The organism is Pseudonocardia lutea (genome assembly GCF_042658055.1).
GTDB classification, from domain to species: domain Bacteria; phylum Actinomycetota; class Actinomycetes; order Mycobacteriales; family Pseudonocardiaceae; genus Pseudonocardia; species Pseudonocardia lutea.
Map to the genome: position 1 here is coordinate 20,328 of NZ_JBHSQK010000030.1, position 22,854 is coordinate 43,181.

The 22,854-nt window shown below is 75.0% G+C and carries 19 protein-coding genes, 1 pseudogene and 1 riboswitch; of the genes and pseudogenes, 9 read left to right on the plus strand and 11 right to left on the minus strand.

The features are described 5' to 3' along the window. Positions 1-6 precede the first annotated feature (6 nt). Positions 7-777 carry an enoyl-CoA hydratase-related protein gene (locus ACFQH9_RS13435; protein WP_379566366.1) on the plus strand — a complete coding sequence of 257 codons (771 nt, stop codon included), beginning with the start codon at positions 7-9 and terminating at the stop codon, positions 775-777. On the opposite strand, the gene ACFQH9_RS13440 is transcribed toward ACFQH9_RS13435, so the two are convergent. After that, complete coding sequence (locus tag ACFQH9_RS13440) at positions 764-1,366, minus strand: TIGR03086 family metal-binding protein (protein ID WP_379566367.1); 603 nt, start codon at positions 1,364-1,366, stop codon at positions 764-766. The genes ACFQH9_RS13435 and ACFQH9_RS13440 overlap by 14 nt on opposite strands. Here ACFQH9_RS13440 and ACFQH9_RS13445 point away from each other — a divergent pair. Then, positions 1,365-2,330 carry an NAD-dependent protein deacetylase gene (locus tag ACFQH9_RS13445; RefSeq protein WP_379566368.1) on the plus strand — a complete coding sequence of 322 codons (966 nt, stop codon included), beginning with the start codon at positions 1,365-1,367 and terminating at the stop codon, positions 2,328-2,330. The genes ACFQH9_RS13440 and ACFQH9_RS13445 overlap by 2 nt on opposite strands. On the opposite strand, the gene ACFQH9_RS13450 is transcribed toward ACFQH9_RS13445, so the two are convergent. After that, positions 2,331-2,513: a hypothetical protein gene (locus tag ACFQH9_RS13450; protein WP_379566369.1), complete on the minus strand. Its 183-nt coding sequence runs from the start codon at positions 2,511-2,513 to the stop codon at positions 2,331-2,333. It lies immediately after the preceding gene. Positions 2,514-2,556: 43 nt separating this feature from the next. On the opposite strand from ACFQH9_RS13450, the gene ACFQH9_RS13455 reads away from it, so the two are divergent. Further along, positions 2,557-3,522, plus strand: coding sequence for a zinc-binding dehydrogenase (locus tag ACFQH9_RS13455; protein WP_379566370.1), 966 nt, complete (start codon positions 2,557-2,559; stop codon positions 3,520-3,522). A 123-nt stretch (positions 3,523-3,645) separates the two neighbouring features. Next, positions 3,646-4,080 carry a MarR family winged helix-turn-helix transcriptional regulator gene (locus ACFQH9_RS13460; protein ID WP_379566371.1) on the plus strand — a complete coding sequence of 145 codons (435 nt, stop codon included), beginning with the start codon at positions 3,646-3,648 and terminating at the stop codon, positions 4,078-4,080. A 144-nt stretch (positions 4,081-4,224) separates the two neighbouring features. On the opposite strand, the gene lepA is transcribed toward ACFQH9_RS13460, so the two are convergent. After that, positions 4,225-6,066: a translation elongation factor 4 gene (gene lepA, locus ACFQH9_RS13465; RefSeq protein ID WP_379566372.1), complete on the minus strand. Its 1,842-nt coding sequence runs from the start codon at positions 6,064-6,066 to the stop codon at positions 4,225-4,227. A 110-nt stretch (positions 6,067-6,176) separates the two neighbouring features. Between lepA and ACFQH9_RS13470 the strand changes: the two genes are divergently transcribed. Beyond that, positions 6,177-7,118 carry a YrzE family protein gene (locus ACFQH9_RS13470; RefSeq protein ID WP_379566373.1) on the plus strand — a complete coding sequence of 314 codons (942 nt, stop codon included), beginning with the start codon at positions 6,177-6,179 and terminating at the stop codon, positions 7,116-7,118. Positions 7,119-7,573: 455 nt separating this feature from the next. Beyond that, complete coding sequence (locus ACFQH9_RS13475) at positions 7,574-8,647, plus strand: glycosyltransferase family 9 protein (protein WP_379566374.1); 1,074 nt, start codon at positions 7,574-7,576, stop codon at positions 8,645-8,647. A gap of 10 nt (positions 8,648-8,657) precedes the next feature. On the opposite strand, the gene ACFQH9_RS13480 is transcribed toward ACFQH9_RS13475, so the two are convergent. Next, the gene (locus ACFQH9_RS13480) at positions 8,658-9,410 is read right to left on the minus strand and encodes an alpha/beta fold hydrolase (protein WP_379566375.1); all 753 of its coding nucleotides are present in this window, start codon (positions 9,408-9,410) and stop codon (positions 8,658-8,660) included. A 155-nt stretch (positions 9,411-9,565) separates the two neighbouring features. Between ACFQH9_RS13480 and ACFQH9_RS13485 the strand changes: the two genes are divergently transcribed. Beyond that, complete coding sequence (locus tag ACFQH9_RS13485; protein ID WP_379566376.1) at positions 9,566-11,002, plus strand: MDR family MFS transporter; 1,437 nt, start codon at positions 9,566-9,568, stop codon at positions 11,000-11,002. A gap of 59 nt (positions 11,003-11,061) precedes the next feature. Here ACFQH9_RS13485 and ACFQH9_RS13490 read toward each other — a convergent pair whose 3' ends face one another. Genes ACFQH9_RS13490 through ACFQH9_RS13500 form a run of 3 tightly spaced genes read right to left on the minus strand, consistent with a single transcriptional unit; the run spans position 11,062 to position 14,551 of the window. After that, positions 11,062-11,904: a transglutaminase family protein gene (locus ACFQH9_RS13490; RefSeq protein WP_379566377.1), complete on the minus strand. Its 843-nt coding sequence runs from the start codon at positions 11,902-11,904 to the stop codon at positions 11,062-11,064. A gap of 2 nt (positions 11,905-11,906) precedes the next feature. Beyond that, positions 11,907-12,851, minus strand: a complete 945-nt coding sequence (locus ACFQH9_RS13495; protein WP_379566378.1) for an alpha-E domain-containing protein — start codon at positions 12,849-12,851, stop codon at positions 11,907-11,909. Beyond that, the gene (locus ACFQH9_RS13500; RefSeq protein WP_379566384.1) at positions 12,851-14,551 is read right to left on the minus strand and encodes a circularly permuted type 2 ATP-grasp protein; all 1,701 of its coding nucleotides are present in this window, start codon (positions 14,549-14,551) and stop codon (positions 12,851-12,853) included. Before ACFQH9_RS13500 ends, ACFQH9_RS13495 begins: the two co-directional genes overlap by 1 nt. 532 nt (positions 14,552-15,083) lie before the next feature. Between ACFQH9_RS13500 and rpsT the strand changes: the two genes are divergently transcribed. Continuing rightward, the gene (gene rpsT / locus ACFQH9_RS13505) at positions 15,084-15,350 is read left to right on the plus strand and encodes a 30S ribosomal protein S20 (protein WP_379566379.1); all 267 of its coding nucleotides are present in this window, start codon (positions 15,084-15,086) and stop codon (positions 15,348-15,350) included. 142 nt (positions 15,351-15,492) lie between these two features. Here the strand turns inward: rpsT and holA are convergent, their stop codons facing one another. Beyond that, positions 15,493-16,461 (minus strand): DNA polymerase III subunit delta, encoded by a 969-nt coding sequence (gene holA / locus ACFQH9_RS13510; protein WP_379566381.1) that lies wholly within the window; start codon positions 16,459-16,461, stop codon positions 15,493-15,495. A gap of 243 nt (positions 16,462-16,704) precedes the next feature. Next, positions 16,705-16,849: riboswitch (SAM riboswitch) on the plus strand. Between the two features lie 6 nt (positions 16,850-16,855). On the opposite strand from holA, the gene thrC reads away from it, so the two are divergent. Continuing rightward, the gene (thrC, locus tag ACFQH9_RS13515) at positions 16,856-18,121 is read left to right on the plus strand and encodes a threonine synthase (RefSeq protein WP_379566382.1); all 1,266 of its coding nucleotides are present in this window, start codon (positions 16,856-16,858) and stop codon (positions 18,119-18,121) included. 321 nt (positions 18,122-18,442) lie between these two features. Here thrC and ACFQH9_RS13520 read toward each other — a convergent pair. The 3 genes and pseudogenes from ACFQH9_RS13520 to ACFQH9_RS13530 form a co-directional block, all read right to left on the minus strand. Next, positions 18,443-20,602 (minus strand): annotated as a pseudogene (locus tag ACFQH9_RS13520) (ComEC/Rec2 family competence protein); the annotation flags it as partial. After that, positions 20,599-21,702 carry a ComEA family DNA-binding protein gene (locus ACFQH9_RS13525; RefSeq protein WP_379566383.1) on the minus strand — a complete coding sequence of 368 codons (1,104 nt, stop codon included), beginning with the start codon at positions 21,700-21,702 and terminating at the stop codon, positions 20,599-20,601. The gene ACFQH9_RS13525 and the pseudogene ACFQH9_RS13520, both read right to left, overlap by 4 nt. A gap of 245 nt (positions 21,703-21,947) precedes the next feature. Further along, the gene (locus ACFQH9_RS13530; protein ID WP_379566385.1) at positions 21,948-22,793 is read right to left on the minus strand and encodes a DegV family protein; all 846 of its coding nucleotides are present in this window, start codon (positions 22,791-22,793) and stop codon (positions 21,948-21,950) included. Positions 22,794-22,854 lie beyond the last annotated feature (61 nt).

Below are 22,854 nucleotides of genomic sequence, written 5' to 3' on the forward strand. Positions count from 1 at the left end.
CCGGGCGTGAGCGAACTCGTGCACCGTGACACCACCGAGGGCGTCGCGACGATCACCCTCGACTCCCCCGCCAACCGCAACGCGCTGTCCGCGCAGCTGCGCCGCGAGCTCGTCGGGCACCTCGACGCGGCGATCGCGGACGACGCGGCGCGGGTGATCGTGCTGACCCACACCGGCACGGTGTTCTGCGCCGGCATGGACCTCAAGGAGTCCACGGGGCAGAGCGCCGAGAAGCAGGGCATCAACGAGGTCCCGCGCATCCTCGAGACCATCTGGACCTCGCCCAAACCCGTCGTCGCCCGGCTCACCGGCCCCGCCCGCGCCGGCGGCGTCGGCCTGGTCGCGGCCTGCGACATCGCCGTCGCCGCCGACACGGCCACCTTCGCCTTCACCGAGGTCCGCCTCGGCGTCGTCCCCGCGGTCATCTCCGTGACCGTGCTCCCCCGGCTGCTCCCCCGCGCCGCGCACGAGCTCTTCCTCACCGGGGAGACGTTCGACGCCGCCCGTGCCGCCGCCATCGGGCTGCTCAACCGGGCGGTGCCCGCCGACCGGGTCGACGCCGAGGTCACCCGCTACGTCGACATGCTCCGGCTCGGCGCGCCCGGCGCCCTCGCCGGCGTCAAGGACCTGCTGCACCGCGAACGCCCCACCTCCATCTCCGACGACCTCGCCGAGATGAACGCCCTGTCCGCCGACTACTTCGCCGGCGAGGAGGGCCAGGAGGGCATCCGCGCCTTCGGCGAGAAGCGCAGGCCCAGCTGGGTCACCCCCGGCTGACGGGCAGCCGTGCCGGGTCCCGCCCGCTCACGCCGAGAGCGCGCTCGAACGCGGGCGCCCCGGCGTCGACGGGCACCTCCGCGCCGATCCACCCGGCCTCGCGGCCCATCCCGGCCATGCCGGTCATCGCCTCCAGCGCGGCCTCGCCCAGCGCCGGCGCCACGGTGAACGGCTGCCCGGTCGCCACGGCGAGGTCCCACGCGTGCACCACGAACTCGCCGGTCATCATCGCGCCGATCACGGCGGCGGGCATCGGGCCGCCGCCCAGGTGCGACTCCCCCTCCCACACCTGCGGGTCCGCCCACGCGGCGGCGGCCGCGGCGCCCTCCTTCCCGGCGGCGGCGGCCCACTCGCGCTCCGGCAGGTCGCGCAGGAACGGCGCCCGGTCCTCGGCGCCCCACGCCTCGGGCCACGGCTCGCGGGTCGCCGCGTGGTGCGCCAGCAGGAAGCCGAACGCGAGGTGGTTCACCAGGTCGGCCACCGTGTAGTCGGTGCAGGGGGTCGGGTCGGCGTAGCGCTCGACGGCCGCGCCGCGGATCGTGGCGACGGCGAGGTCGACGGCGTCGGAGAACAGGCTCTGCTCGCTCATGCCCCGAGCCTCGCCGACGCCGAGCGCGCGGCATTGGACATTCGCGCCACGTACGCTGGAGATCGTGCAGAACGCCCTGGCCGCGCCCGTCGACGAGGCGCTCGACCTGCTCGCCGGGCGCCCGCTCGTCGCGCTGACCGGGGCGGGGCTCTCCACCGACTCCGGCATCCCGGACTACCGCGGCCCCGGCTCCCCCCTGCGCCGCCCGATGACCTACGGCGAGTTCGTGTCGGGCCCCGCGGCCCAGCGCCGGTACTGGGCGCGCAGCCACGTCGGCTGGGCCCGGATGCGCCGGGCCGTGCCGAACCCGGGGCACCTCGCGCTGGCCGATCTCGAACGCCGTGGGGTGCTGCAGGGCCTGATCACCCAGAACGTCGACGGCCTGCACGGCGAGGCCGGCAACCGCGCGCTGATCGACCTGCACGGGCGGATCGCGGACGTCGTGTGCCTGTCCTGCGGCGAGATCAGCTCGCGCGCCGTGCTGCAGGAGCGGTTCGAGCAGGCCAACCCGGGGTTCGCGGACTCCGTCGGCCCGGAGATCGAGACCGCGCCCGACGGCGACGTCCTGCTCGAGCGCACCGAGGGCTTCCGGCTGGTCGGCTGTGCGACGTGCGGCGGCGCGCTGAAGCCGGACGTCGTGTTCTTCGGGGAGAACGTGCCGAAGGAGCGGGTCGCCCGCGCCTACGCGATGGTCGACGCGCTCCGGCCCGCCGGCGGTGCCCTGCTGGTCGCGGGCTCCTCGCTCACCGTCATGTCCGGGCTGCGGTTCGTGAGGCACGCCGCGAAGCACGACGTGCCGGTCGTCATCGTCAACCGCGGCGAGACCCGCGGCGATCCCCTGGCGGCCCTGCACGTCGACGCGGGGTGCTCCGAGGTGCTCTCGGCGCTCGCGGGGGCCTGCGGCGGCTCCCGGGTCGACGGGCTCGACACCCCCATCCCGGAGTGGCGGGACCTGGCCCCCTGATCAGGGCCGCTTCCGCCGCGCGAGCGCGCCGGTGACCACACCGGCGGCCCGGTCCAGCAGGCCGGCGACGACCCAGCACAGCGGCAGCACCACCACGATCGCCAGGCCGACCTGCAGCGGGAACGGGAGCTGCGTCAACCACAGCTCCAGCGCGTCCCACCGGTCCGCGATCGCCCTCGCCACGGTTCACACGGTAGCGCCGGGTCCGGCGGGTTAGGTTCTGGGCATGTTCGCCGTCTACGCCGCTGAGCCCAACGCCGACGCCCCGCTCGACTCGCTGACCGTCGGCGAGCGCCCCGAGCCCGAGGTCCCCGAGGGCTGGGTCAAGGTCCGGGTCACCGCCGCCAGCCTCAACATGCACGACCTCTGGACGCTCCGGGGCGTGGGCATCAAGCCCGAGCAGTTCCCGATGATCCTGGGCTGCGACGGCGCGGGCACCCTCGAGGACGGCACCGAGGTCGTCCTGCACTCGATCATCGGCGACCCGGACTGGAGCGGCGACGAGACGCTCGACCCCAAGCGGACGCTCCTCACGGAGAAGTACCAGGGTTCGATGGCCGACCACGTCGTGGTCCCGAGGCGCAACGCCGTCCCCAAGCCCGAGGGCGTCACGCCGAGCCAGGCCGCGGTCATGGGCACCGCGTGGCTGACCGCCTACCGGATGCTGTTCACCAAGTCCGGGCTGCTGCCCGGCCAGACGATGCTCGTGCAGGGCGCGTCCGGCGGCGTCTCCACCGCACTGGTCCAGCTCGGCCGCGCGGCCGGGATGACGGTCTGGGTGACCGGTCGCACGGAGGACAAGCGCAACCTCGCCGAGAAGCTGGGCGCGCACGCGGTCTTCGAGTCCGGCGCGAAGCTGCCCGGCAAGGTCGACGCCGTGTTCGAGTCGGTCGGCGAGGCCACCTGGAAGCACTCCATGCGCGCGTTGCGCCCGGGCGGGACGATCGTCTGCTGCGGGTCCACCTCCGGCCCCAACCCGGGCGCCGACCTGCAGCGTCTCTTCTTCCTCCAGCTGAACGTCGTCGGCTCCACCATGGGGACCCGGCAGGAGCTGGCGGACCTGCTGACCTTCGTCGCCAACGCCGGGATCAGCCCCGAGATCGGCCTCGAGCTGCCCCTCGAGCGGGCCGAGGAGGGCTTCCGCGCGATGCTGGAGGGGGACACAGCGGGCAAGATCGTGTTCACGCACTGACACCGGCAACGTTGCTGTCGCGGTCTTCTCCTCGCGAACTGCGGCAATCGGGCCGCGCAGCAAGTACAGTCGGTCATCGTGCCTGAGCCACTTAGTCCCACGGCGCCGGGGCACGGTCGCACCATGACCGTCCCGGCGCCGCGCGTCCCCGGTCTCGTCGAGCTCCTCGACCGGGTCGAGCGCGCCGTCGCGGCGTCGCTCACCCCGGCCACCTCGGCGCACGGTGTCAGCCGCGACGGCTGGCGGGTCCTGCTGATGCTCGCCCGCGGCGGAGGCCGCAGCATGGGCGAGATCGCCTCGCACACCGCGCTCCCGGCCCCCACCGCCACCCGCGTCGTCGACCGTCTGGTCGCCGACGGCCTGGCCTACCGGCAGAACGACCCGGTGGACCGGAGACGGGTGCTGGTGCATCTCGCCGCGGGCGGCCGGGAGGTCGTCGAGCGCGTCTGCGGGAGCATCGAGCGTCGGGTGGGCACGGCACTCGGCGCGGTGCGGACCCCGGAACGCGTCCAGCTCGCCCGCCTCCTCGAGGACCTGGCGAACCCCGACCCCGAGTAGAGCTCCCCCAGCGACTCCCGAGCTCCCCGGCTCCCTCGCCCCCGTACCCGGCTCGCGCAGCGATGCCGGCCCCTTGGAGACACCGGTCGCCCGACCGCGTCCCCCCGGTCCGCCGAACGGCCCGCTCGGCGACCCGTCCGGCGGCTACTTCTTGGCCTTGTCCGCGCTCGACTCGGTGGACAGCGCCGCCACGAAGGCCTCCTGCGGCACGTCGACCCGACCGATGGTCTTCATGCGCTTCTTGCCCTCCTTCTGCTTCTCCAGCAGCTTGCGCTTGCGGCTGATGTCACCGCCGTAGCACTTGGCGAGGACGTCCTTGCGGATCGCGCGGATGGTCTCGCGGGCGATGATGCGCGACCCGACCGCGGCCTGGATCGGCACCTCGAACTGCTGGCGTGGGATCAGCTCGCGCAGCTTCGCGGCCATCGTGGTGCCGTAGGAGTACGCCGCGTCCTTGTGCACGATCGCGGAGAAGGCGTCGACCGGCTCGCCCTGCAGCAGGATGTCCACCTTCACCAGGTCGGACTGCTGCTCGCCGGCCTCCTCGTAGTCCAGCGAGGCGTAGCCGCGGGTGCGGGACTTCAGCGCGTCGAAGAAGTCGAAGATGATCTCCGCGAGCGGCATGGTGTACCGCAGCTCGACGCGCGTCTCGGACAGGTAGTCCATCCCGCCGAGCTGGCCGCGCCGGCTCTGGCACAGCTCCATGATCGCGCCGATGAACTCCGACGGCGCCAGGATCGTGACCTTGACGATCGGCTCGTGGATCTCGGCGACCCTGCCCGTGGGCCAGTCCGACGGGTTCGTCACGGTCATCTCCGTGCCGTCGTCCCTCAGCACCCGGTAGACCACGTTGGGCGCGGTGGAGATGAGGTCGAGGTCGTACTCGCGCTCGAGCCGGTCCCGGGTGATCTCCAGGTGCAGCAGGCCGAGGAAGCCGCAGCGGAAGCCGAAGCCCAGCGCCGCCGAGGTCTCCGGCTCGTAGGTCAGCGCGGCGTCGTTGAGCTGGAGCTTGTCCAGCGCCTCGCGCAGGTCCGGGTACTGCGAGCCGTCCACGGGGTAGAGGCCCGAGTAGACCATCGGGCGCGGCTCGCGGTAGCCGGTGAGCGGCTCGGCGGCGCCGTGGCGCTGGCTCGTGACGGTGTCGCCGACCTTCGACTGCCGGACGTCCTTCACACCCGTGATGAGGTACCCCACCTCACCGACGCCGAGGCCCTCGCTCGGCTTCGGCTCGGGCGACACGATGCCGACCTCGAGCAGCTCGTGGGTGGCGCCGGTGGACATCATCCTGATCCGCTCGCGCGGGACGATCCTGCCGTCGACGACCCGGATGTAGGTGACGACGCCGCGGTAGGTGTCGTACACCGAGTCGAAGATCATCGCGCGGGCCGGGGCGTCCGCGTCGCCCTGCGGCGCCGGCACCTGCTTCACGACCTCGTCGAGCAGTGCCTCGACGCCCAGGCCGGTCTTGGCGCTGACCCGCAGCACGTCGCCGGGGTCGCAGCCGATGATGTGCGCGATCTCCGCGGCGTAGCGGTCCGGGTCCGCCGCCGGCAGGTCGATCTTGTTGAGGACCGGGATGATCGTGAGGTCCTTGTCGAGCGCCAGGTAGAGGTTCGCCAGCGTCTGCGCCTCGATCCCCTGCGCGGCGTCGACCAGCAGGATCGCGCCCTCGCAGGCCTCCAGCGCGCGCGAGACCTCGTAGGTGAAGTCGACGTGCCCCGGGGTGTCGATCAGGTGCAGGACGTGGTCCTCGCCGTCCACCGTCCACGGCAGCCGGACGTTCTGCGCCTTGATCGTGATCCCGCGCTCGCGTTCGATGTCCATGCGGTCGAGGTACTGGGCGCGCATGGCGCGCTCGTCGACCACGCCCGTGATCTGCAGCATCCGGTCGGCCAACGTCGACTTGCCGTGGTCGATGTGCGCGATGATGCAGAAGTTCCGGATGCGCTCCGGCGGGGTGAACGTGCGGTCGGCGTACGTCGTCACTCAGACATCCATTCCGGTACGGGGGTCGTGTTCATCGTCCCACGTCGCGTGCACCGCCCGCGCAGCCCCGCTCACGTGTGAGGCGGGCCACCGTCGGGTATCCGCCCGCCATGGACTCCGTGAGCAGCGGTACCCCGTCCTCGCCGGGCAGCCCCGTCGCCCCGTCCCCGACCGGCCCGGGACCGGATCCCACCGCCGACCCCACGACGCGGGCGTTCCCGCAGGCTCACGCCGGGCCCCACGAATGGGTCGGCAGCACCGTTCGCGGGCGGTCGGGGAACACGGTCGGGAAGCTCACGGACGTCGTCGACGGGCCGGACGGCACGCCGTGGGGCGTCGTGCAGCCGCGGCTCGGCAGCGCCCGCACCGTGCCCCTGTCCGGGGCGGCCCCGGACGACCGCGGGGTGACCGTCCCGATCGACCGGCGGACCCTGCGCAGCGCGCCCGCGCGCCGCGAACCCGACGCCGACCTCGCCCGGCACTACTCCAGCCGTGGCGCGCTGACGGCCGCGCACGAGTACCAGCACGAGCGGTTCGGCGGGCTCAAGGTCGGGTCGGCCTTCTTCGGCTGGCTCGTCGCCGTCGGGCTCACGGTGCTGCTCGGGGCGCTCGCCTCGCTGGTCGTCCGGCTCGCCGGGGTCTCCCCGGACCTGGGCGGCGGACCCGGCCAGGACCCGCGGATGCTCGGCATCACCGGCGGGATCGTCGCCGTCGTGGTGATGCTGCTGGCCTACTACGCCGGTGGGTACGTGGCGGGCCGGCTCGCCCGGTTCGACGGCGCCCGCAACGGCGTCGCGGTCTGGGCCGTGGGCCTGGTCGTCACGCTCGCGGTGTCGATCGCCACGGCGGTCACCGGCACCACGGACAGCCTGTTCGCCGCGCTGCGGGTGCCCGGCGTCGCGATCTCCGGCGAGTCGCTGACCCTGTCCGGCGTGATCGCGCTGCTCATCGCCGCCGTCGTCGCGCTGATCGGTGCGGTCGTCGGCGGCAAGGCCGGCGAGCGCTACCACCGCCGGGTGGACCGCGCGGCGGAGTCGGCGCTCACGCCCTGACCGGCGCGCCCGCGCTCGCCCTGATCGGCCCGTCCGGCACCGCCCGGCGCCGGACGGGGCTACGCGGTCGACCTGGCGGGCGGCCCGGCCGAGGTCGACGCCGTCGAGCTGCGGGTGCACGCGGACCGGCCGCCGGCCACCCTCGTCGCGGCCGTGCACGCCGGCGCCTTCGTGCACGTGCAGGACGTGGGCGACGTGGGCGACGACCTCGGACACGCTCATGTCCAGCGTGCCCGCCCGCGCCGACCAGTCCCGCCCGAGCGCCCCGCCGAGCAGGCCGGTGCAGGCGGCGGCCGCGGTTCGCACGTCGTCGCTGCGCACCTGTTCACGGTAGGAGCCCAGGGCCGCCGGCGACAGCCCGCAGCACGCTCGCCGGTGCGGGAGCGGGGACCCGGCCACCCGGCCGGGGAGCGGGCGAGGTGTGTGTGGGGGGCTCCAGCGGGCATCCCTCCCCCGTGCCCGATCATGGTCTGCTCCCCGGGGTGCGGCGGATCGCCGTGCTCCGCGCCAACGGCCTCGGCGACTCCCTCGTCGCCCAGCCCGCGCTCGCGGCCCTGCGCGCCGCCTACCCGGACGCCTCGATCACGCTGGTGACCTCGCCGCCCGTCGCCACGCTGCTGCACGGTCGCCCCTTCCCCGTCGACGAGGTGCTGGAGGCGCCGCGGGTGTCCGGGGTCCGCGGCGAGGTCGGCGGGCCGCCGGACGACCCGCCCGAGGTCGTCGAGGAGTTCTGTGCCGCGATGCGGGCGCGGGAGCTCGACCTCGCCGTCCAGCTGCACGGCGGGGGCGCCAACGCCAACCCGCTCCTGCTGCGCTTCGGCGCCCGGGTGACCGCGGGCAGCCGCGCGGCGGACGCGCCGGCCCTGACCCGGACGATCCCGTGGACGTCCTTCCAGCACGACGTGATGCGCTGGCACGAGGTCGTCGACCTCGTGGGGGCGCGCCCGGTCACGCTCCGGCCCCGGCTCACCGTGACGGACGCCGACCGCGCCGCGGCCGACGCCGCCCTCCCGCCGCGGCACGGCCCGCTCGTGGTGCTGCACCCGGGCGCCACGGACGTCAGCAGGCAGTGGCCGCCCGAGCGGCTCGGGCAGGTCGGCCGGGCGCTGGCCGAACGGCGCGGCGCCTGCGTCGCGGTCGTCGGCGGGAAGGGCGACCTGGAGCTCGCCGAGCGGGTCCGGGCGGGACTGGGCGACGCGCCGGTCCTCGACCTCGTCGGGGCGCTCGACCTCAACGGGCTGGTGGGCGTGGCCGAGCGGGCGGACCTGCTGGTGGGCAACGACTCGGGACCGCGGCACATCGCGGAGGCGGTCGGCACCCCGACCGTCGGCGTGTTCACCCGGGCCAACCTCGTCGACGTCAGCCCGCTGTTCCGCGCCCGGCACCGGGTCGTCGTCGACTGGGAGAGCCGCTGCGCGGTCTGCGGCGACCCCTACCTCGGCCGGACCTGCGGGCACGACGCCACGGTGCTGGCCGGGGTGGAGGTCCCCGAGGTGCTCGACGCGGCGCTCGCCCTGCTGCCGGGGTAGGCGCTCGGGCTCACACCGCCGCCCAGAACCGGTCGAGCACGGCCGCGCCGCGCTCGGGGTCCTGCGCCATCCACCAGTGCCCGAGTCCCTCGAGCACCTCGACGCGCGCGCCGGCGCGGGCGGCGGCCCGGTGCCGCTGCTCCTCCGTGCCGACCATGTGGTCCTCGCTCGGCATCAGCGCGAGCCCGGGACGTGCGGCGGCCTCCTCCAGGTCCGCGCCCAGCTCCGCCATGACCGGTTGCGCCGCCGACCGGTAGAGCCGCAGGATCGAGTCGGCCATCGTCTCGTCGAACGCCGCGGTGATCCGCTCGGCCACCCGCGCGTCCATGCCGAGCCCGGTCAGCCGTTCCGCGTTCGCGACCGGGCCGGCGGCCAGCATCCGCGCCACCGCCTCCTCGCCGACGCCCGGCTGCTGCCACGCCTGCGCCAGCTCGTGCCACACGTAGTCCCGGTCGAAGATGCCGACGACGTCCGACACCCAGCTGCGCAGCAGGTCCGGCCGGGCCGTCGCCACGTTCACGACGTGCCCGCCGCCCCAGTCGTGTCCCACGAGATCGACCGGGCCCTCCTCGGCGACGATCCGCTCCAGCTCGCCGACGAGCCAGTCCCGGTACTCGAGCACGGTCCCGCCGAACCCCGGGGGCACGGGCGCGCCGAACCCGGGCGGCGCGAGCCGGACGACGGGGCCGCGGGCCAGGTGCGGGACGAGCAGGTCCCACACCGCGGGGGTCTCGGGGTTGCCGTGCACCAGGACGACGGTCATGCGGGCACCCTACGAGCAGCCGCCGACGGTTCCGAGCCGTCGGACGTGTGACCGTTCGCGGACCGGGAAACGCGTGGCCGATGACCTTCGCGTCCGGATAGCGTCTGTCCGTACGTGAGATCCGCGTACGAGTCCCCCGATCGGAGAACCCCCGCATGACCGCGCCCGACGCACCCCCCAGTCCCGTCGAGGCGCCCCGGTCGGCGTCGACGGTCGTCTGGCTGCTGGTCGGCTCCGCCTTCGTCATGATCCTCAACGAGACGATCATGAGCGTCGCGCTCCCCGTCCTGGTCACCGACCTCGACATCAGTGTCGGCACGGCCCAGTGGCTGACCTCCGGCTTCCTGCTCACGATGTCGGTGGTCATCCCGATCACCGGTTTCCTGCTGCAGCGGCTCACCCCGCGCACGGTCTACCTCGTGTCGATGTCGCTGTTCAGCCTGGGCACGCTGATCTCGGCGCTCGCGCCGGGCTTCGCCGTGCTGATGACCGGGCGCGTCGTGCAGGCGCTCGGCACCGCGGTGATGGTGCCGTTGCTGATGACGACGGTGATCCGGCTCGTCCCGGCCGAGCGCCGCGGCGCGACCATGGGCACGATCACGGTGGTCATCGCCGTCGCCCCCGCGATCGGCCCGACGATCTCCGGCCTGATCCTGTCCACCCTGGGCTGGCGCTGGATGTTCCTCGTGATCCTGCCGATCGCGCTGCTCGCGCTGGGCGCGGGCGCGACCTGGCTGCGGCTGACCGGCGAGACCCGCGACATCCCGCTGGACTGGCCGTCGGTGGTGCTGTCGGCGCTGGCCTTCGGCGGGCTGGTGTTCGGGCTGTCCAGCATCGGCGAGTCCGCGCGCGGCGAGGCGCTGCTGCCGCCGTGGGCGCCCACGCTGATCGGTCTGGTCGCGCTCGCCGTCTTCGTGGTCCGGCAGCGGCGGCTGCAGCGCGAGGGGCGCGCCCTGCTCGACCTGCGCCCGCTCGGCTTCCGGCCGTTCGTGGTGTCCCTGGTGCTGGTCGTGCTCGGCATGATGGCGCTGTTCGGCGTGCTGATCCTGCTGCCGCTGTACCTGCAGGACGTGCTGCAGGTCTCGGCGTTCGTCACCGGGCTCGCGGTGCTGCCCGGCGGCCTGGTGATGGGTCTGCTCGGCCCGTTCGTCGGCCGGCTCTACGACCGCCTCGGCGCCCGCCCGCTCGTCATCCCCGGCACCGCGGTGCTGGCGCTGTCGCTGTGGGGCTTCACGACGATCGGTGCCGGGACCCCGGTCGGGATGCTGATCGGGCTGCACGTCCTGCTGGTGATCGGGCTGTCCTTCATGTTCACCCCGCTCATGACGGACGCGCTGGGCCGCCTGCCCGGCGAGCTCGACTCGCACGGCAGCGCGATCCTCGCGACGCTGCAGCAGGTCGCGGGCGCCGCCGGCACGGCGCTGTTCGTCACGCTCATGGTCGTGTTCGCGGCCACCCCGGGCGTGGCGGCCGACGTCCCCGGCGCGCGGGCGGCCTTCCTCTGCGCCGCCGTGATCGCGACGGTCGCCGTGCCGATCTCGCTGCTCGTGGGCGGGAAGAAGCAGGTCGAGCAGGCCGCCGCGGCCGCCTGAGCCCACGGCGACCGGCACTCTCGCTGCTCTCCGGGGAGCGAGAGTGCCGGTCGTGCGTCTCAGGCCAGACGGGTCATGTGCACCGAGACGTCGAGCGTCTCGGCGGACCCGCCGGAGTAGATGCCCTTGAGCGGGGAGACGTCGGCGTAGTCGCGGCCGACGGCGACCCACACGTGCCGGTGCCCGATCGGGATGCCGTTGGTCGGGTCGAAGCCCCACCAGCCGCCGGTGCGGGCCTCGATCCACGCGTGCGACTGCCCGGACACCGTCTCGCCCACCGCGACCTCCTGCCGCGGCAGCAGGTACCCCGACACGTACCGGGCCGGGATCCCCATCTCGCGCAACAGGACCAGGGTGAGGTGCGCGTAGTCCTGACAGACCCCCTTGCCCGCCTGCCAGGCCTCGGTGGCCGAGGTGTGCACGCCCGTCGTCCCGGCCTGGTAGGTCATGGCGTCGCGGACCTTCCCGCAGGCGGCGAGCACGGCGTCGACCGGGTCCCTGCCGCGCTTGAGCCCCTTCGCGATCCCGGCCAGCTCGGCGTCGCGCCCGACGTACTCGGTGAACTCGAGCATCTCGGTGTACCGGTCGCGGACGGCCTCCGACGCCAGGTCCTCCCAGCTCGCCCCGCGGACCGGCGCGGCCTCGTCCCCGGTCTCCACCACCGAGGTGCCGGTGACCACCAGCTCCGTGTGCGGCGCGTGCAGGTCGAACGCGGTGACCTGGGTGCCCCAGTAGTCCTCGTAGCGGTACGCGCGGGTCGCGGGCACCGTCTCGACGCGGCTGACGATCACGTTCTGGTGGGTGTCGCTGCGCGGGGTCAGCCGCACCTCGTTGTAGGTCTCGTGCACCGGCGAGCTGTACTTGTAGCCCGTCTCGTGCACCACGCGGATGCGCCAGCCCATCGTCAGACCACCTCCGGCGCGGTCCACGCGACCCAGGGGGCGGCGTGGAAGAACTGCAGCGAGACGGCCTCGCCGACCTTCTGGATCGTCTCCTGCAGGGAGAGCAGCTGGGCGGGCAGGTCGTCGATCAGCTCCTCGGGGCGGAGGAACTCCAGCTCGCTGCGCGCCCGGCCGAGCAGCCGCAGCGCCTCGGCCTTGGCGCCGACCCGGGCCGTCGGCTGCTGGTCCAGCTGCTGCAGGCAGGTCTCCGCCTCACGCAGCGAGGAGAAGACCGACCGCGGGAACAGCCGGTCCATCAGCATGAACTGCGCCACCCGCACCGCGTCCACGGCGCCGCGGTAGGTGCGCAGGTACGTGTCCTGCGCGCCGGCCGAGCGCAGTACGGACAGCCAGCCCGGCGAGCTCATCCGGTCCGAGACCCGGGAGAGCAGCAGCCGCACCACCATGTCGACCCGCTCCACCGAGCGGCCGAGCAGGTAGAAGCGCCACGAGTCGTCCCGGCTCATCGTCGAGGCGGCGAGCCCGGAGAACATCGCCGCCCGGTCCTCGATGTAGCTGAAGAAGGCGTGCGGCCCCACCCAGCGTGCGTACCGCTGCCGCTCGGGCAGCGCGTTCCAGGTGGCGTTGAGGCACTCGAACATCTCCGACGACACGACCTCGCGCGCGCCGCGGGCGTTCTCCCGGGCGCTGGAGATCGAGGAGACGATGGAGCCGGGGACGTCGGTGGCGTAGCCGAGGACCTCGGTGAGGGAGAAGGCGTCGAGCGGCTCGTCCGTGCCGGGGTCGACGCCCATCACGCCGAGCAGCCGGCGGGCGACCACGTCGACGTCGAGCGTGGCGTCCTCGAGCAGCTGGTGGACCGAGACGTCGAGGATCCGCGCGGTGTCGTCGGCGCGCTCGACGTAGCGGCCGATCCAGTAGAGCGACTCGGCGTTGCGGGCGAGCATCAGCCCCGTCCCTCCGTCCGCCCCGGCACCTGTTCCCGGCGCATCCCGCCGAGCTCCTGCACCTGCCGGCCCTGTTGTTGCTGCTGTTGTTGTTGCTGCTGCTGTTGCTGCTGCTGTTGCTGCTGGTCGAGGCCCGGTTCGGGCCCCTGCTCGGTGGCCGGGCCGCGGGTGGGCGCCGTGGCGGCGATCCCCCGCTCCCCCAGCTCCCGCTCGGCCTCGCTCGACCGGCTCGCCGCCAGCACCCAGGTGTCCTTCGAGCCGCCGCCCTGGCTGGAGTTGACCACCAGGCTGCCCTTCGGCAGGGCCACCCGGGTCAGGCCGCCGGGCAGCACGAAGACCTCCTCGCCGTCGTTGACCGCGAAGGGCCGCAGGTCGACGTGCCGGGGCACGAGCCGGTCGTCGACCTTGGTCGGCACGGTGGACAGCTGGACGACGGGCTGGGCGATCCAGCCGCGCGGGTCGTCGCGGATCGCCCTGCGCGCCTTCTGCAGCTCCTTGGCCGTGGCGTCCGGGCCGAACAGGATGCCGTACCCGCCCGAGCCCTCGACCGGCTTGAGCACCAGCTCGTCGAGCCGGTCGAGGACGTGCCCGCGCTCCTCGTCCAGCCAGCAGCGGAAGGTCGCGACGTTCGGGATGACCGGCTTCTCGTCGAGGTAGTACTTGATCATCTGCGGGACGTAGGTGTAGACGAGCTTGTCGTCGCCCACCCCGTTGCCCACCGCGTTGGCGATCACGACGTTGCCCGCGCGGGCGGCGTTCATGATCCCCGCGACGCCCAGCACGCTCGTCGGCGTGAACTGCAGGGGGTCGAGGAAGTCGTCGTCGATCCGGCGGTACACGACGTCGACCTGCTGCTCGCCCTCGGTCGTGCGCATGTAGACGACGTTGTCGCGGCAGAACAGGTCCCGGCCCTCGACGAGCTCGACGCCCATCTGCCGGGCCAGCAGCGAGTGCTCGAAGTAGGCGGAGTTGTAGACGCCCGGGGTCAGCACGACGACCGTCGGGTCGGCGACGTTGGGCGCCGCGGCCGCGCGCAGGGCGTGGAGCAGGTGGGTCGAGTAGTCGGCCACCGCACGCACCCGCTGGCGGGTGAACAGGTCGGGGAAGACCCGCGCCATGGTGCGGCGGTTCTCCATCACGTACGAGACCCCGGAGGGGTTGCGGAGGTTGTCCTCCAGCACCCGGAACGTGCCCTCCTGGTCGCGGACCAGGTCGATGCCGGCGACGTGGATGCGCACGCCGTTGGGCGGGTTGAGCAGGTGCGCCGCACGCTTGAAGTGCTCGCAGCTGGTGATCAGCCGGCGCGGCAGCACGCCGTCGCGGACGATCTGCGCGTCGTTGTAGACGTCCGCGAGGAAGGCCTCCAGCGCCTTCACCCGCTGCACGATCCCGCGCTGCAGCCGGCTCCACTCGCTCGCGCCGATCACCCGCGGCACGATGTCCAGCGGGAACGGGCGTTCCTTGCCGGACAGGCTGAACGTGATGCCCTGGTCCATGTAGGCCCGGTCGAGCGCCTCCGCGCGGGCGGCCAGGTCCGCGGCGGCGGTGGGGGCGATCGCGTCGTGCAGGTGCCGGTAGGGCGCGCGGACGCTGCCGTCGGCGTTGAACATCTCGTCGAACGCGTCCGGGTTGGGACGGCCGGGCTCCAGATAGCCGTCGAACAGGGCCGAGCCGCGGGCACGGCCCGTGGCGGCGGGGATGGCCGACCCGTTGGTGCCGGACGCCCTGGTGGCGCCGGTCCGGTTCCTGGCGGCCGTGGCGGCGGCCGTGTCGGTCCTCGCGTCGGTGGTCGTCCGGGTGGCCGCACCGGTGGCTGCGTGGCTGGTCGGGCCGGTGGTCGCGGCCCCGTCGTCCTGTGCCGGCTCTCCTGCGGGTCTGCGGTCCACTGCGCGGCTCACGGGGTCATCTTGACCGTTTCCCCTGGCCGGGGCCAACGGGACGGTGCTACGTCCGCGTTACGAGACGGTCACGCGGGGTGGCCGCGTTCGCGGCGTGCGGGCCGTGGTCGCCGGACCGGCGTGGAGGCGGTCTTGGGGCGGTCGTGGGGGCGCGCGCCGTGCGATCCCGGTTCCGTGGCCCGCGGAGCGCGGGCCCGTGCAGGGCCGTCCGCGCCGGGTTGTAGCATGGACGACCGAGTGCTCGGCGTGCTCGCTCGCATCGGTGGAGAACCGGTCGGGGTCGCCTGAGCCCCCCGATACGTACCAGCACCAGGAAGACTCGAGGCACACCAGCGTGGCGAACATCAAGTCCCAGATCAAGCGGGTCAAGACCAACGAGAAGCGCCGTCAGCGCAACAAGTCGGTCAAGTCGTCGGTCAAGACCGCGATCCGCAAGTTCCGCGAGGCCGCCGAGGCCGGCGAGACCGAGAAGGCCGTCGAGCTGCAGCGCGCCGCCGCCCGCGCCCTGGACAAGGCCGCCGGCAAGGGCGTGATCCACAAGAACCAGGCCGCGAACCGCAAGTCGGCCCTCGCCCGGCGCGTCGCCAAGATCGGCGCCTGATCCCGCGGGCGCGCCCGGCGCGCCCGCGTGCTCCCGGCGTCCACCGGACCCGGTCGAGCGCTCCCGTCGACGGCGCTGCCCTTTCCCGTGGGGCAGGGCCGTCGACGCGTTCTCGGGCGGCGTCGGGGTCGGCCGCGGCGAGTCAGCCGGTGCCGCGGGCTTCGACGACCGCGAGGACGGCGCGTTCCAGGGCGTAGGCGGGGTCCGCGGCCGCTCCCTTGACGTCCGCGTTGACCTGCGCGGTCGCCGCGATCGCCGTCGCGAGGCCGGCGGGCCGCCACGCCCGCACCTGCCCCTGCGCCTTGCGGATCTTCCAGGGCGGCATGCCGAGGCTGCCCGCCAGGCGGTTCGGGTCGCCGCGACCGGCCGCGCCGACCTTGGCCAGCGTGCGCACCGCGTCGGCCAGGGCGTCGGCGACCAGCACCGGCGCGACGCCCAGCACCAGCGCCCAGCGCAACGCCTCCAGCGCGCCCGCCCGGTCCCCGGCGACGGCCTTGTCCGCCACCGCGAAGCCCGACGACTCGGCGCGGCCGCGGTGGTACCGGCGCACGGCCTGGCCGTCGACCTGCCCGCCGGTGTCGGAGACCAACTGGTTCGTGGCCGACGCCAGTTCCCGCAGGTCCGAGCCGACCGCCTCGAGCAGCACGCTCACGGCCTCGGCGGTGATCGTGCCGCCGGCCCGCCGCACCTCGGCCCGCACGAACTCGGCGCGCTCCTCGGGACGGGTGAGCCGGTCGCACTTGGTCACGGCCGCGCCGGCCCTGCGCAGGTCGTCCGCCAGCTGCTTGCCGCGGGCCCCGCCCGCGTGCACGGCGACCAGCACGATGCCGTCGGCCGGCTCCGCCGCGTACGCCAGGATCGCCGCGGCGAGGTCCTTGCCCGCCTCGTGCGCCCCCTGGATCACCACGATCCGGCCCTCCGCGAACAGCGAGGGGCTCAGGTGCCCGACCAGCTCGCCGGGGGTGAGCTCGGCGGGGCGGAACCGGCGGATGTCGGTCTCGGGGTCGACCGCGCGGGCGGCGCGGAGGATCTCGCTCACGGCGCGCTCGACCAGCAGCTCCTCCTCGCCCACGACGAGCTGCACGGGGGCGGGCGGCTTCGTGGCCGGCATGGGCCGAACTCCTCTCGCACGCGTCGCGGGGGGCGGCGCGCGGGGTCGTGGTGCACCGGGGCCCGGGCGGCCCGGGCCCGGGCGCCATCGTCGCGCACGACACCGACGATCCGTGACACGCCTCCCACATCCGACGGCCGGCTGGATCCGGGCGCCCCGCGTGCCGTACCGTGCAGGGCGTCCGGATCGATCCGGGCGTCGCGCTCGCTCCGCGCACGGGGCCGGCACGGCACAACCGCATATGGCTCATCCAGAGGGGCAGAGGGAACGGCCCGACGAAGCCCCGGCAACCGGCGTCGAACGACGATCCGCGCAGTGCACCCCGCGGTGCCTGCACGTCGACGGACCAGGTGCCAATTCCGGCCCGCGCCAGCGGGACAGATGAGGAGATCTGATGACTCTCACTGCAGACACGCCTGCCGGCACCACCTTCGACCTCGGCTCCGCCGTTGCGCTCTCCTGTCGCGAGTGCGGCCACCGGACGCCGCTCGCCGCGGAGTTCGCGTGTCCGCAGTGCTTCGGCCCGCTCGAGATCGCCTACGACTTCCCGAAGGTCACGCGGGAGTCCATCGAGGCCGGCCCCAAGTCGATCTGGCGCTACAAGGACCTCCTCCCGGTCCCGGCGAACGTGCAGGCCTTCCCGAACACCGAGCCCGGCTTCACCCGGCTCATCCAGGCGGACCGGCTCGCCGCGGAGCTCGGGCTCCGCAAGCTGTGGGTGAAGGACGACACCGGCAACCCCACGCACTCCTTCAAGGACCGGGTCGTCGCCGTCGCCCTGGCCGCGGCCCGTGAGCTGGGCTTCTCCGTGCTCTGCTGCCCCTCCACCGGCAACCTGGCCAACGCCGTGGCCGCGGCGGCCGCCCGGGCCGGCTGGGACTCGGTCGTGCTGATCCCCTCCTCGCTGGAGCAGGCCAAGATCACCACGACGGCGGTCTACGGCGGCACCCTCCTCGCCGTCGACGGCAACTACGACGACGTGAACCGGCTCGCCACCGAGCTCGCCGCGGAGCACGAGGAGTGGGCGTTCGTGAACGTGAACGTCCGCCCCTACTACGCCGAGGGCTCCAAGACCCTGGGCTACGAGGTCGCCGAGCAGCTCGGCTGGCGCCTGCCCGACCAGATCGTCGTCCCCGTCGCCTCCGGCTCGCAGCTCACCAAGGTCGACAAGGGGTTCGGCGAGTTCGTCCGGCTCGGCCTGGTCGAGGAGAAGCCCTACACGATCTTCGGCGCCCAGGCGACCGGCTGCTCGCCCGTCGCCTCGGCCTTCGAGCAGGGCCACGACGTCATCCAGCCCGTCCGGCCGGACACCATCGCCCGCTCGCTGGCGATCGGCAACCCGGCCGACGGCCCGTACGTCCTCGACTCCGTGCGCCGCACCGGTGGCGCCGTCGGGCACGTCACGGACGAGGAGGTCGTCGAGGGCATCCGGCTGCTCGCCCGCACCGAGGGCGTGTTCGCCGAGACCGCGGGCGGTGTCACCGTCGCGACCGCGAAGAAGCTGATCGAGGCCGGCAGGATCGACCCGGACGCCGAGACCGTCCTGCTGATCACCGGCGACGGCCTCAAGACGCTCGACGCCGTGTCCGCCCACGCCCGTCCGACCGCGACGGTGCCGGCGACCAGCAAGGCCGTCCGCGAGGCGCTCGAGGGGCGCTGAGCCGGCGCGCCACGACGAAGGCCGGGCCCGGGGGACGTGTTCCTCCGGGCCCGCCGTCGTCCTCGGGACCCGGCGACGCGCACGGCGGCCCGCCCGGGAGCGGCGCGGGGCCGGGAGCGGGTCCCCGCGCGCGACCAGCTCGTCGGCACGGGTGAAGGCCACGTCGCCGGAGAGGTCCGTGCGCCGCACGACGGCCCCCGACGCCGTCAGCAGGTCGAGCAGCCCCGGGTTCGGGTGCCGGTAGGAGTTGCCCGCGCCCACGCTGACCAGCGCGACCCGCGGCGCGACGGCCCGCAGGAACTCCGGGCTCGTGGCGCGGGAGCCGTGGTGCGGCACCTTGAGCACCTCCGCCCGCAGGTCCGCGCCGCCGTGCAGGAGCTCGGCCTGGGCGTCGAGCTCGACGTCGCCGGTCAGCAGGATCCGCCCTGCCGGGGTGGTCGCGCGGAGCACGACCGACGTGTTGTTGACGGCCGTGCCGTCCTCCCCGTCGACGTACTCCGGCGCCCGGGCGGGGGCCAGGACGTCGAGCGTGAGGGCGGGCCAGGTGAGGCGCCGGCCCGCGGTCAGTTCCAGCACGGGCGCACCGGCCTCCCCGGCCTGCCGTGCGATCCGGTGCAGCGCGCCGGCCGGCTCCTGGGCCGGACCCAGCGCGACCCCGCCCGCCGCCCGGCCTCGCAGCGCTCCCGCCAGCCCGCCCATGTGGTCGGCGTGCAGGTGGGTGACGACGACGAGCGCCAGCGCGTCGACGCCGAGGCGCCGCAGGCAGGCGTCCGTCGGCCCGTCGTCCGGGCCCGCGTCGACGAGGACCGCCTGCCCCGGCACGCCGGTGGCCAGGACCAGGGCGTCGCCCTGACCGACGTCGCAGGCGACCACGACCCAGTCCGGAGGCGGCCAGCCGGGCCGGATCACCCGGGTCGGCACCAGGACCAGCGCCAACCCGATCACGACGGCCAGGACGACGAGCCGGGAGCGGCGGAAGCGGACCAGCACCACCAGCACGAGGAGCACACCCGTGAGGAGCAGCGCCCCGCGCACCCCGGCGGGCCAGGGCAGCACGGCGCCGGGGACCGCGGCGGCGCGATCGGCCACCAGGACGAGCCACGCGACGGCGGGACCGGCGAGCCACGCGCACGCGGTCGCGGCGGCGGGCGAGAGCGGTGAGACCAGGGCGGCGAGCACCCCGAGGACCGTGGCCGGGGCGACCGCCGGCACCACCAGCAGGTTCGCCAGGACCGTGACCAGGCTCAACCCCCCGCTGAGCCCGGCGATCACCGGAGCGGTCGCCACGCAGGCCGCCGCCGGCACCGCGAGCATCTCGGCGGCACCCTGCGGCACGCCGCGCCGCTGCAGCGCGGCCGCCCAGCCGGGTGCCACCAGCACGAGTGCGGCGGTCGCGAGGACGGACAGGGCGAAGCCGACGTCGACCGCGAGCGCCGGGTCGACCACGAGCAGCACCAGCACCGCCGCCGCCACGGCCGGCACCGCCGAACGACCTCGGCCGAGGGCGAGCGCCAGCAGCACGATCCCGCCCATCACCGCGGCCCGCACGACGCTGGGCGACGGCCGGGCGAGCACCACGAACCCGACGACGGCGGCCCCGGCCAGCACCGCGGAGAGGCGCGGGTCCGCGCGGACCAGGCGGAGGAGGCCGAGCACGGCGCCGCCCACGATGGCGAGGTTCGCGCCGGAGACCGCGGTGAGGTGCGTGAGCCCGGCGGCCCGGAAGTCCTCCTCCACCTCGCCCGTCTGCCCGCGGGTGTCGCCGACCGCGAGGCCGGGCAGCAGCCCCGCGGGGGCCTCCGGCAGCACGTCGGTCGCCCGCCGCAGGCCCTCCCGCAGCGCCCCGGCGGCGGTCTGCCACCAGGGCGGCGCGGTGACCGCGGCCGGGGCACCGCGTGTCCGGAGGACCGCGAGGGTGAGGTCGGCGCGCTGGGCCGGCAGCAGCAGGCCCTCGGCGGTGGCCGACTGCCCGGGGAGCAGCCCGCTCCAGCCCTCCGCCGGTGCCAGCAGCACCACGCGGCCGCCGGACCGCCACTCCCCCGCGCCGACCGTCGCGGTCTCCAGCTCGGCCTCGACCAGCATCCGGTCGGCCCCGAAGTCCGTGCCGTAGGCGGGGCCGCGCAGGGGCCGTGGATCGTCCGTCAGCGTGACGCGCAGGACCGCGGCCGATCCGTGCTCGGCGGCGGCCCGCAGCGGATGGTCGTGGATCTGGAGGGCATGGAGCCCGGCCGGCAGGCCCACCGCCAGGGCGCACCCCGACGCGGCCAGCAGCGCCAACCGGGCGCGGCCGGCTCGCCGGCGGCGCCCGGTGGCGACCAGGGTGACGAGGGCGAGGGTGCACGCGGCGAGGGCCGCGAGCGGGCCGCCGAGCACCGCGCAGAGCACGGCCGCCCAGGCGGCGAGGGCCGCGGGGACCAGGCGCAGATCCGGCCGGGCCCGGGGTTCCTCGGCGATCGCGCGGCGGTCCTCGCGCGTCCTCATACCGTCACCAGCTCCCGGAGCTGGGTGAAGCGGCGCTCGCCGATGCCCTCCACCTCGCGGAGCTGGTCGACCCGCGCGAACCGGCCGTTGCGGGTGCGCCAGTCGAGGATGCGCTGGGCCGTGACGGGGCCGACGCCGGGGAGCCCGTCGAGCTGCTCGAGCGTCGCCCGGTTGAGGTCGACCTTCCCGCCCGGGGCTGCGCCGCCGGACCCGCCTCCCGCCGGGGCGGGCCCGGACGGTGCACCGCCGGCGTCGGCCGCGGACGGGACGCCGACCGCCACCTGCTCCCCGTCGGCCACGCGGCGCGCCAGGTTGAGGCCGGCGAGGTCGGTCCCGGGCAGGGCGCCGCCGGCGGCGTCGAGGACGTCGGCGACGCGGGAGCCGTCCGGGACACGGACCAGTCCGGGCTCGCGCACCTTTCCGGAGACGCTGACGACGAGGTCGGCGTGAGCGGCGGGTGGCGCCGCCGCGGTGCTGGTGGGGGCGCCCGGTTCGGCTGCGCCGTGCAGCGCGACCGTGGGCAGCACCGGCGGCACCTGCTCCGCGCGGGGGCGGGCACTCCAGACGCCGACGGCCGCAACGACGGCGGCCACCGCGGCGACCAGGACCAGGGCGAGCGCACCGGCACGACCGGGATCGAGCCGGGCGCCCCGCCAGGCCGCCGGGACCCACCGCGCGGCGACCCGGGTGAGTCGGCTCGGACGGGTGCCCGGCGTGCGGCCGGGTGGCTGCTCGTCGGGCTGCTCGTCGGCGGGTGCGGAGTGGTCGTCCGCGGCGCACGGTTCGCTCTCGGCGAGCACGGCGGCGAAGTGCGGGTTGCCGGGGGCGTCGCTCGGGTGCGGCCGCTCGGTCCGGGCGGCACGCGCGGGTACGGGTAGGGGGAGCGTCGGCGGATCGTCGACGAGGCCCCTCGTGCCCGGCGGCACCGCCGGCCGGAAGACCGTCGGGAGCGGTGTGCGGGCGCCGATCGCGGCCGGCGGGCGGGCGGCGGGGATCCCGTCGTCCGTCGCCCCGCCCGCGTGGTACGGGCGGCCCACGGGTGTCCCGAGCAGCGCGGACAGCCGCGCCGCGGACCGGGTGTGAGGGGAGCTCCGTGCCACCCCCGCGACGCTAGGGCCGCCGACGCCCGCGTCCCGGACGAGCACGTCGCCTGTGGACGGACGGGCCGGGGTGGGGACAGCGCGGCCCGCCGCGGCCGACATCGACCGGATCCGTCGGTGCTGCCGGGCAGGATGAGCGGGGGCTCCGTCGGGGTCGAGGGTCGCCGGTGCTCCTCCTGCTGCGCGGCCTCGCTCGGACACCGGGGAGCCGAGCGAGGGCGCCGCCCCGCGGTCCCGGGGCGCCGCTACCCCCGCGGCACGACCACGACCCCCAGCGCCCCGTTACCCACGTGGGCGCCGATGACCGCGCTGATCTCGGAGACCACCGGGCGGGGTGACCCGGGGAGCCGTTCGGCGAGGCGGTCCGCCAGCTCGTCCGCCCGCTCGGGAACGCCGAGGTGGTGCACCGCGAGGTCGGCCTCGTCGCCGGCGGCGGTGATCGCGTGTTCCACCAGCCGCTGGGTCGCGCGGGCCGAGGTGCGCACCTTCTCCAGTGCGGTGATCCGCCCGTCGACCAGGTGCAGGAGCGGCTTGACGGCCAGGACCGTCCCCAGCACCGCCGCAGCCGCGCCGATCCGGCCGCCGCGCCGGAGCCGGTCGAGGCTGTCGACGCAGAAGATCACGCGGCAGCGCCTGGCCACGGCCGCCGCGGCGGCCTCGACCTCCGCGGGATCCGCGCCCTCCGCGGCGGCGCGGTCGGCGGCGAGGACCGCGAACCCCAGGCCCATGCCCATCGCCCGGGAGTCGACGACCCGGACCCGGTCCGGGTCGACCTGCGCGGCCGCGAGGCGGGCCGCCTCCCAGGTCCCCGAGAGCTCGCGCGACAGGTGCACGGACACCACCGCGGACGCCCCCGCGGCGAGCAGCTCCCGGTAGGTCTCGGCGAACGCCTCGGGCGTGGGCCGCGAGGTCTGGACGTCGAGCCGGCGGTCGGCGATCGCCGCGCTGAGCTCGCCGGGCCCGATGTCGACGCCGTCGCGCACCACCCGGTCGCCGAGGCGCACCTCCAGCGGGACGACGCGGACCCCGCCGGCCAGGGCGGACGGCAGGTCGGCGGTCGAGTCGGTCACCACCGCGACGCGACCCGCCACGCCGTCGGCGCCGGCCCGGGCCGCCGCACCCGCGGCGCGCCCGCCCGCAGCGCCCGCAGCG

What these genes read in the sequence shown, in the direction of transcription:
- ACFQH9_RS13440 (WP_379566367.1), bottom strand. Translation starts at nt 1,366, where the DNA reads ATGAGCGAGCAGAGCCTGTTCTCCGACGCCGTCGACCTCGCCGTCGCC.
- ACFQH9_RS13470 (WP_379566373.1), top strand. Translation starts at nt 6,177, where the DNA reads ATGGACTCCGTGAGCAGCGGTACCCCGTCCTCGCCGGGCAGCCCCGTC.
- ACFQH9_RS13485 (WP_379566376.1), top strand. Translation starts at nt 9,566, where the DNA reads ATGACCGCGCCCGACGCACCCCCCAGTCCCGTCGAGGCGCCCCGGTCG.
- holA (WP_379566381.1), bottom strand. Translation starts at nt 16,461, where the DNA reads ATGCCGGCCACGAAGCCGCCCGCCCCCGTGCAGCTCGTCGTGGGCGAG.
- ACFQH9_RS13445 (WP_379566368.1), top strand. Translation starts at nt 1,365, where the DNA reads ATGCCCCGAGCCTCGCCGACGCCGAGCGCGCGGCATTGGACATTCGCG.
- ACFQH9_RS13455 (WP_379566370.1), top strand. Translation starts at nt 2,557, where the DNA reads ATGTTCGCCGTCTACGCCGCTGAGCCCAACGCCGACGCCCCGCTCGAC.
- ACFQH9_RS13480 (WP_379566375.1), bottom strand. Translation starts at nt 9,410, where the DNA reads ATGACCGTCGTCCTGGTGCACGGCAACCCCGAGACCCCCGCGGTGTGG.
- ACFQH9_RS13490 (WP_379566377.1), bottom strand. Translation starts at nt 11,904, where the DNA reads ATGGGCTGGCGCATCCGCGTGGTGCACGAGACGGGCTACAAGTACAGC.
- ACFQH9_RS13460 (WP_379566371.1), top strand. Translation starts at nt 3,646, where the DNA reads ATGACCGTCCCGGCGCCGCGCGTCCCCGGTCTCGTCGAGCTCCTCGAC.
- thrC (WP_379566382.1), top strand. Translation starts at nt 16,856, where the DNA reads ATGACTCTCACTGCAGACACGCCTGCCGGCACCACCTTCGACCTCGGC.
- ACFQH9_RS13495 (WP_379566378.1), bottom strand. Translation starts at nt 12,851, where the DNA reads ATGCTCGCCCGCAACGCCGAGTCGCTCTACTGGATCGGCCGCTACGTC.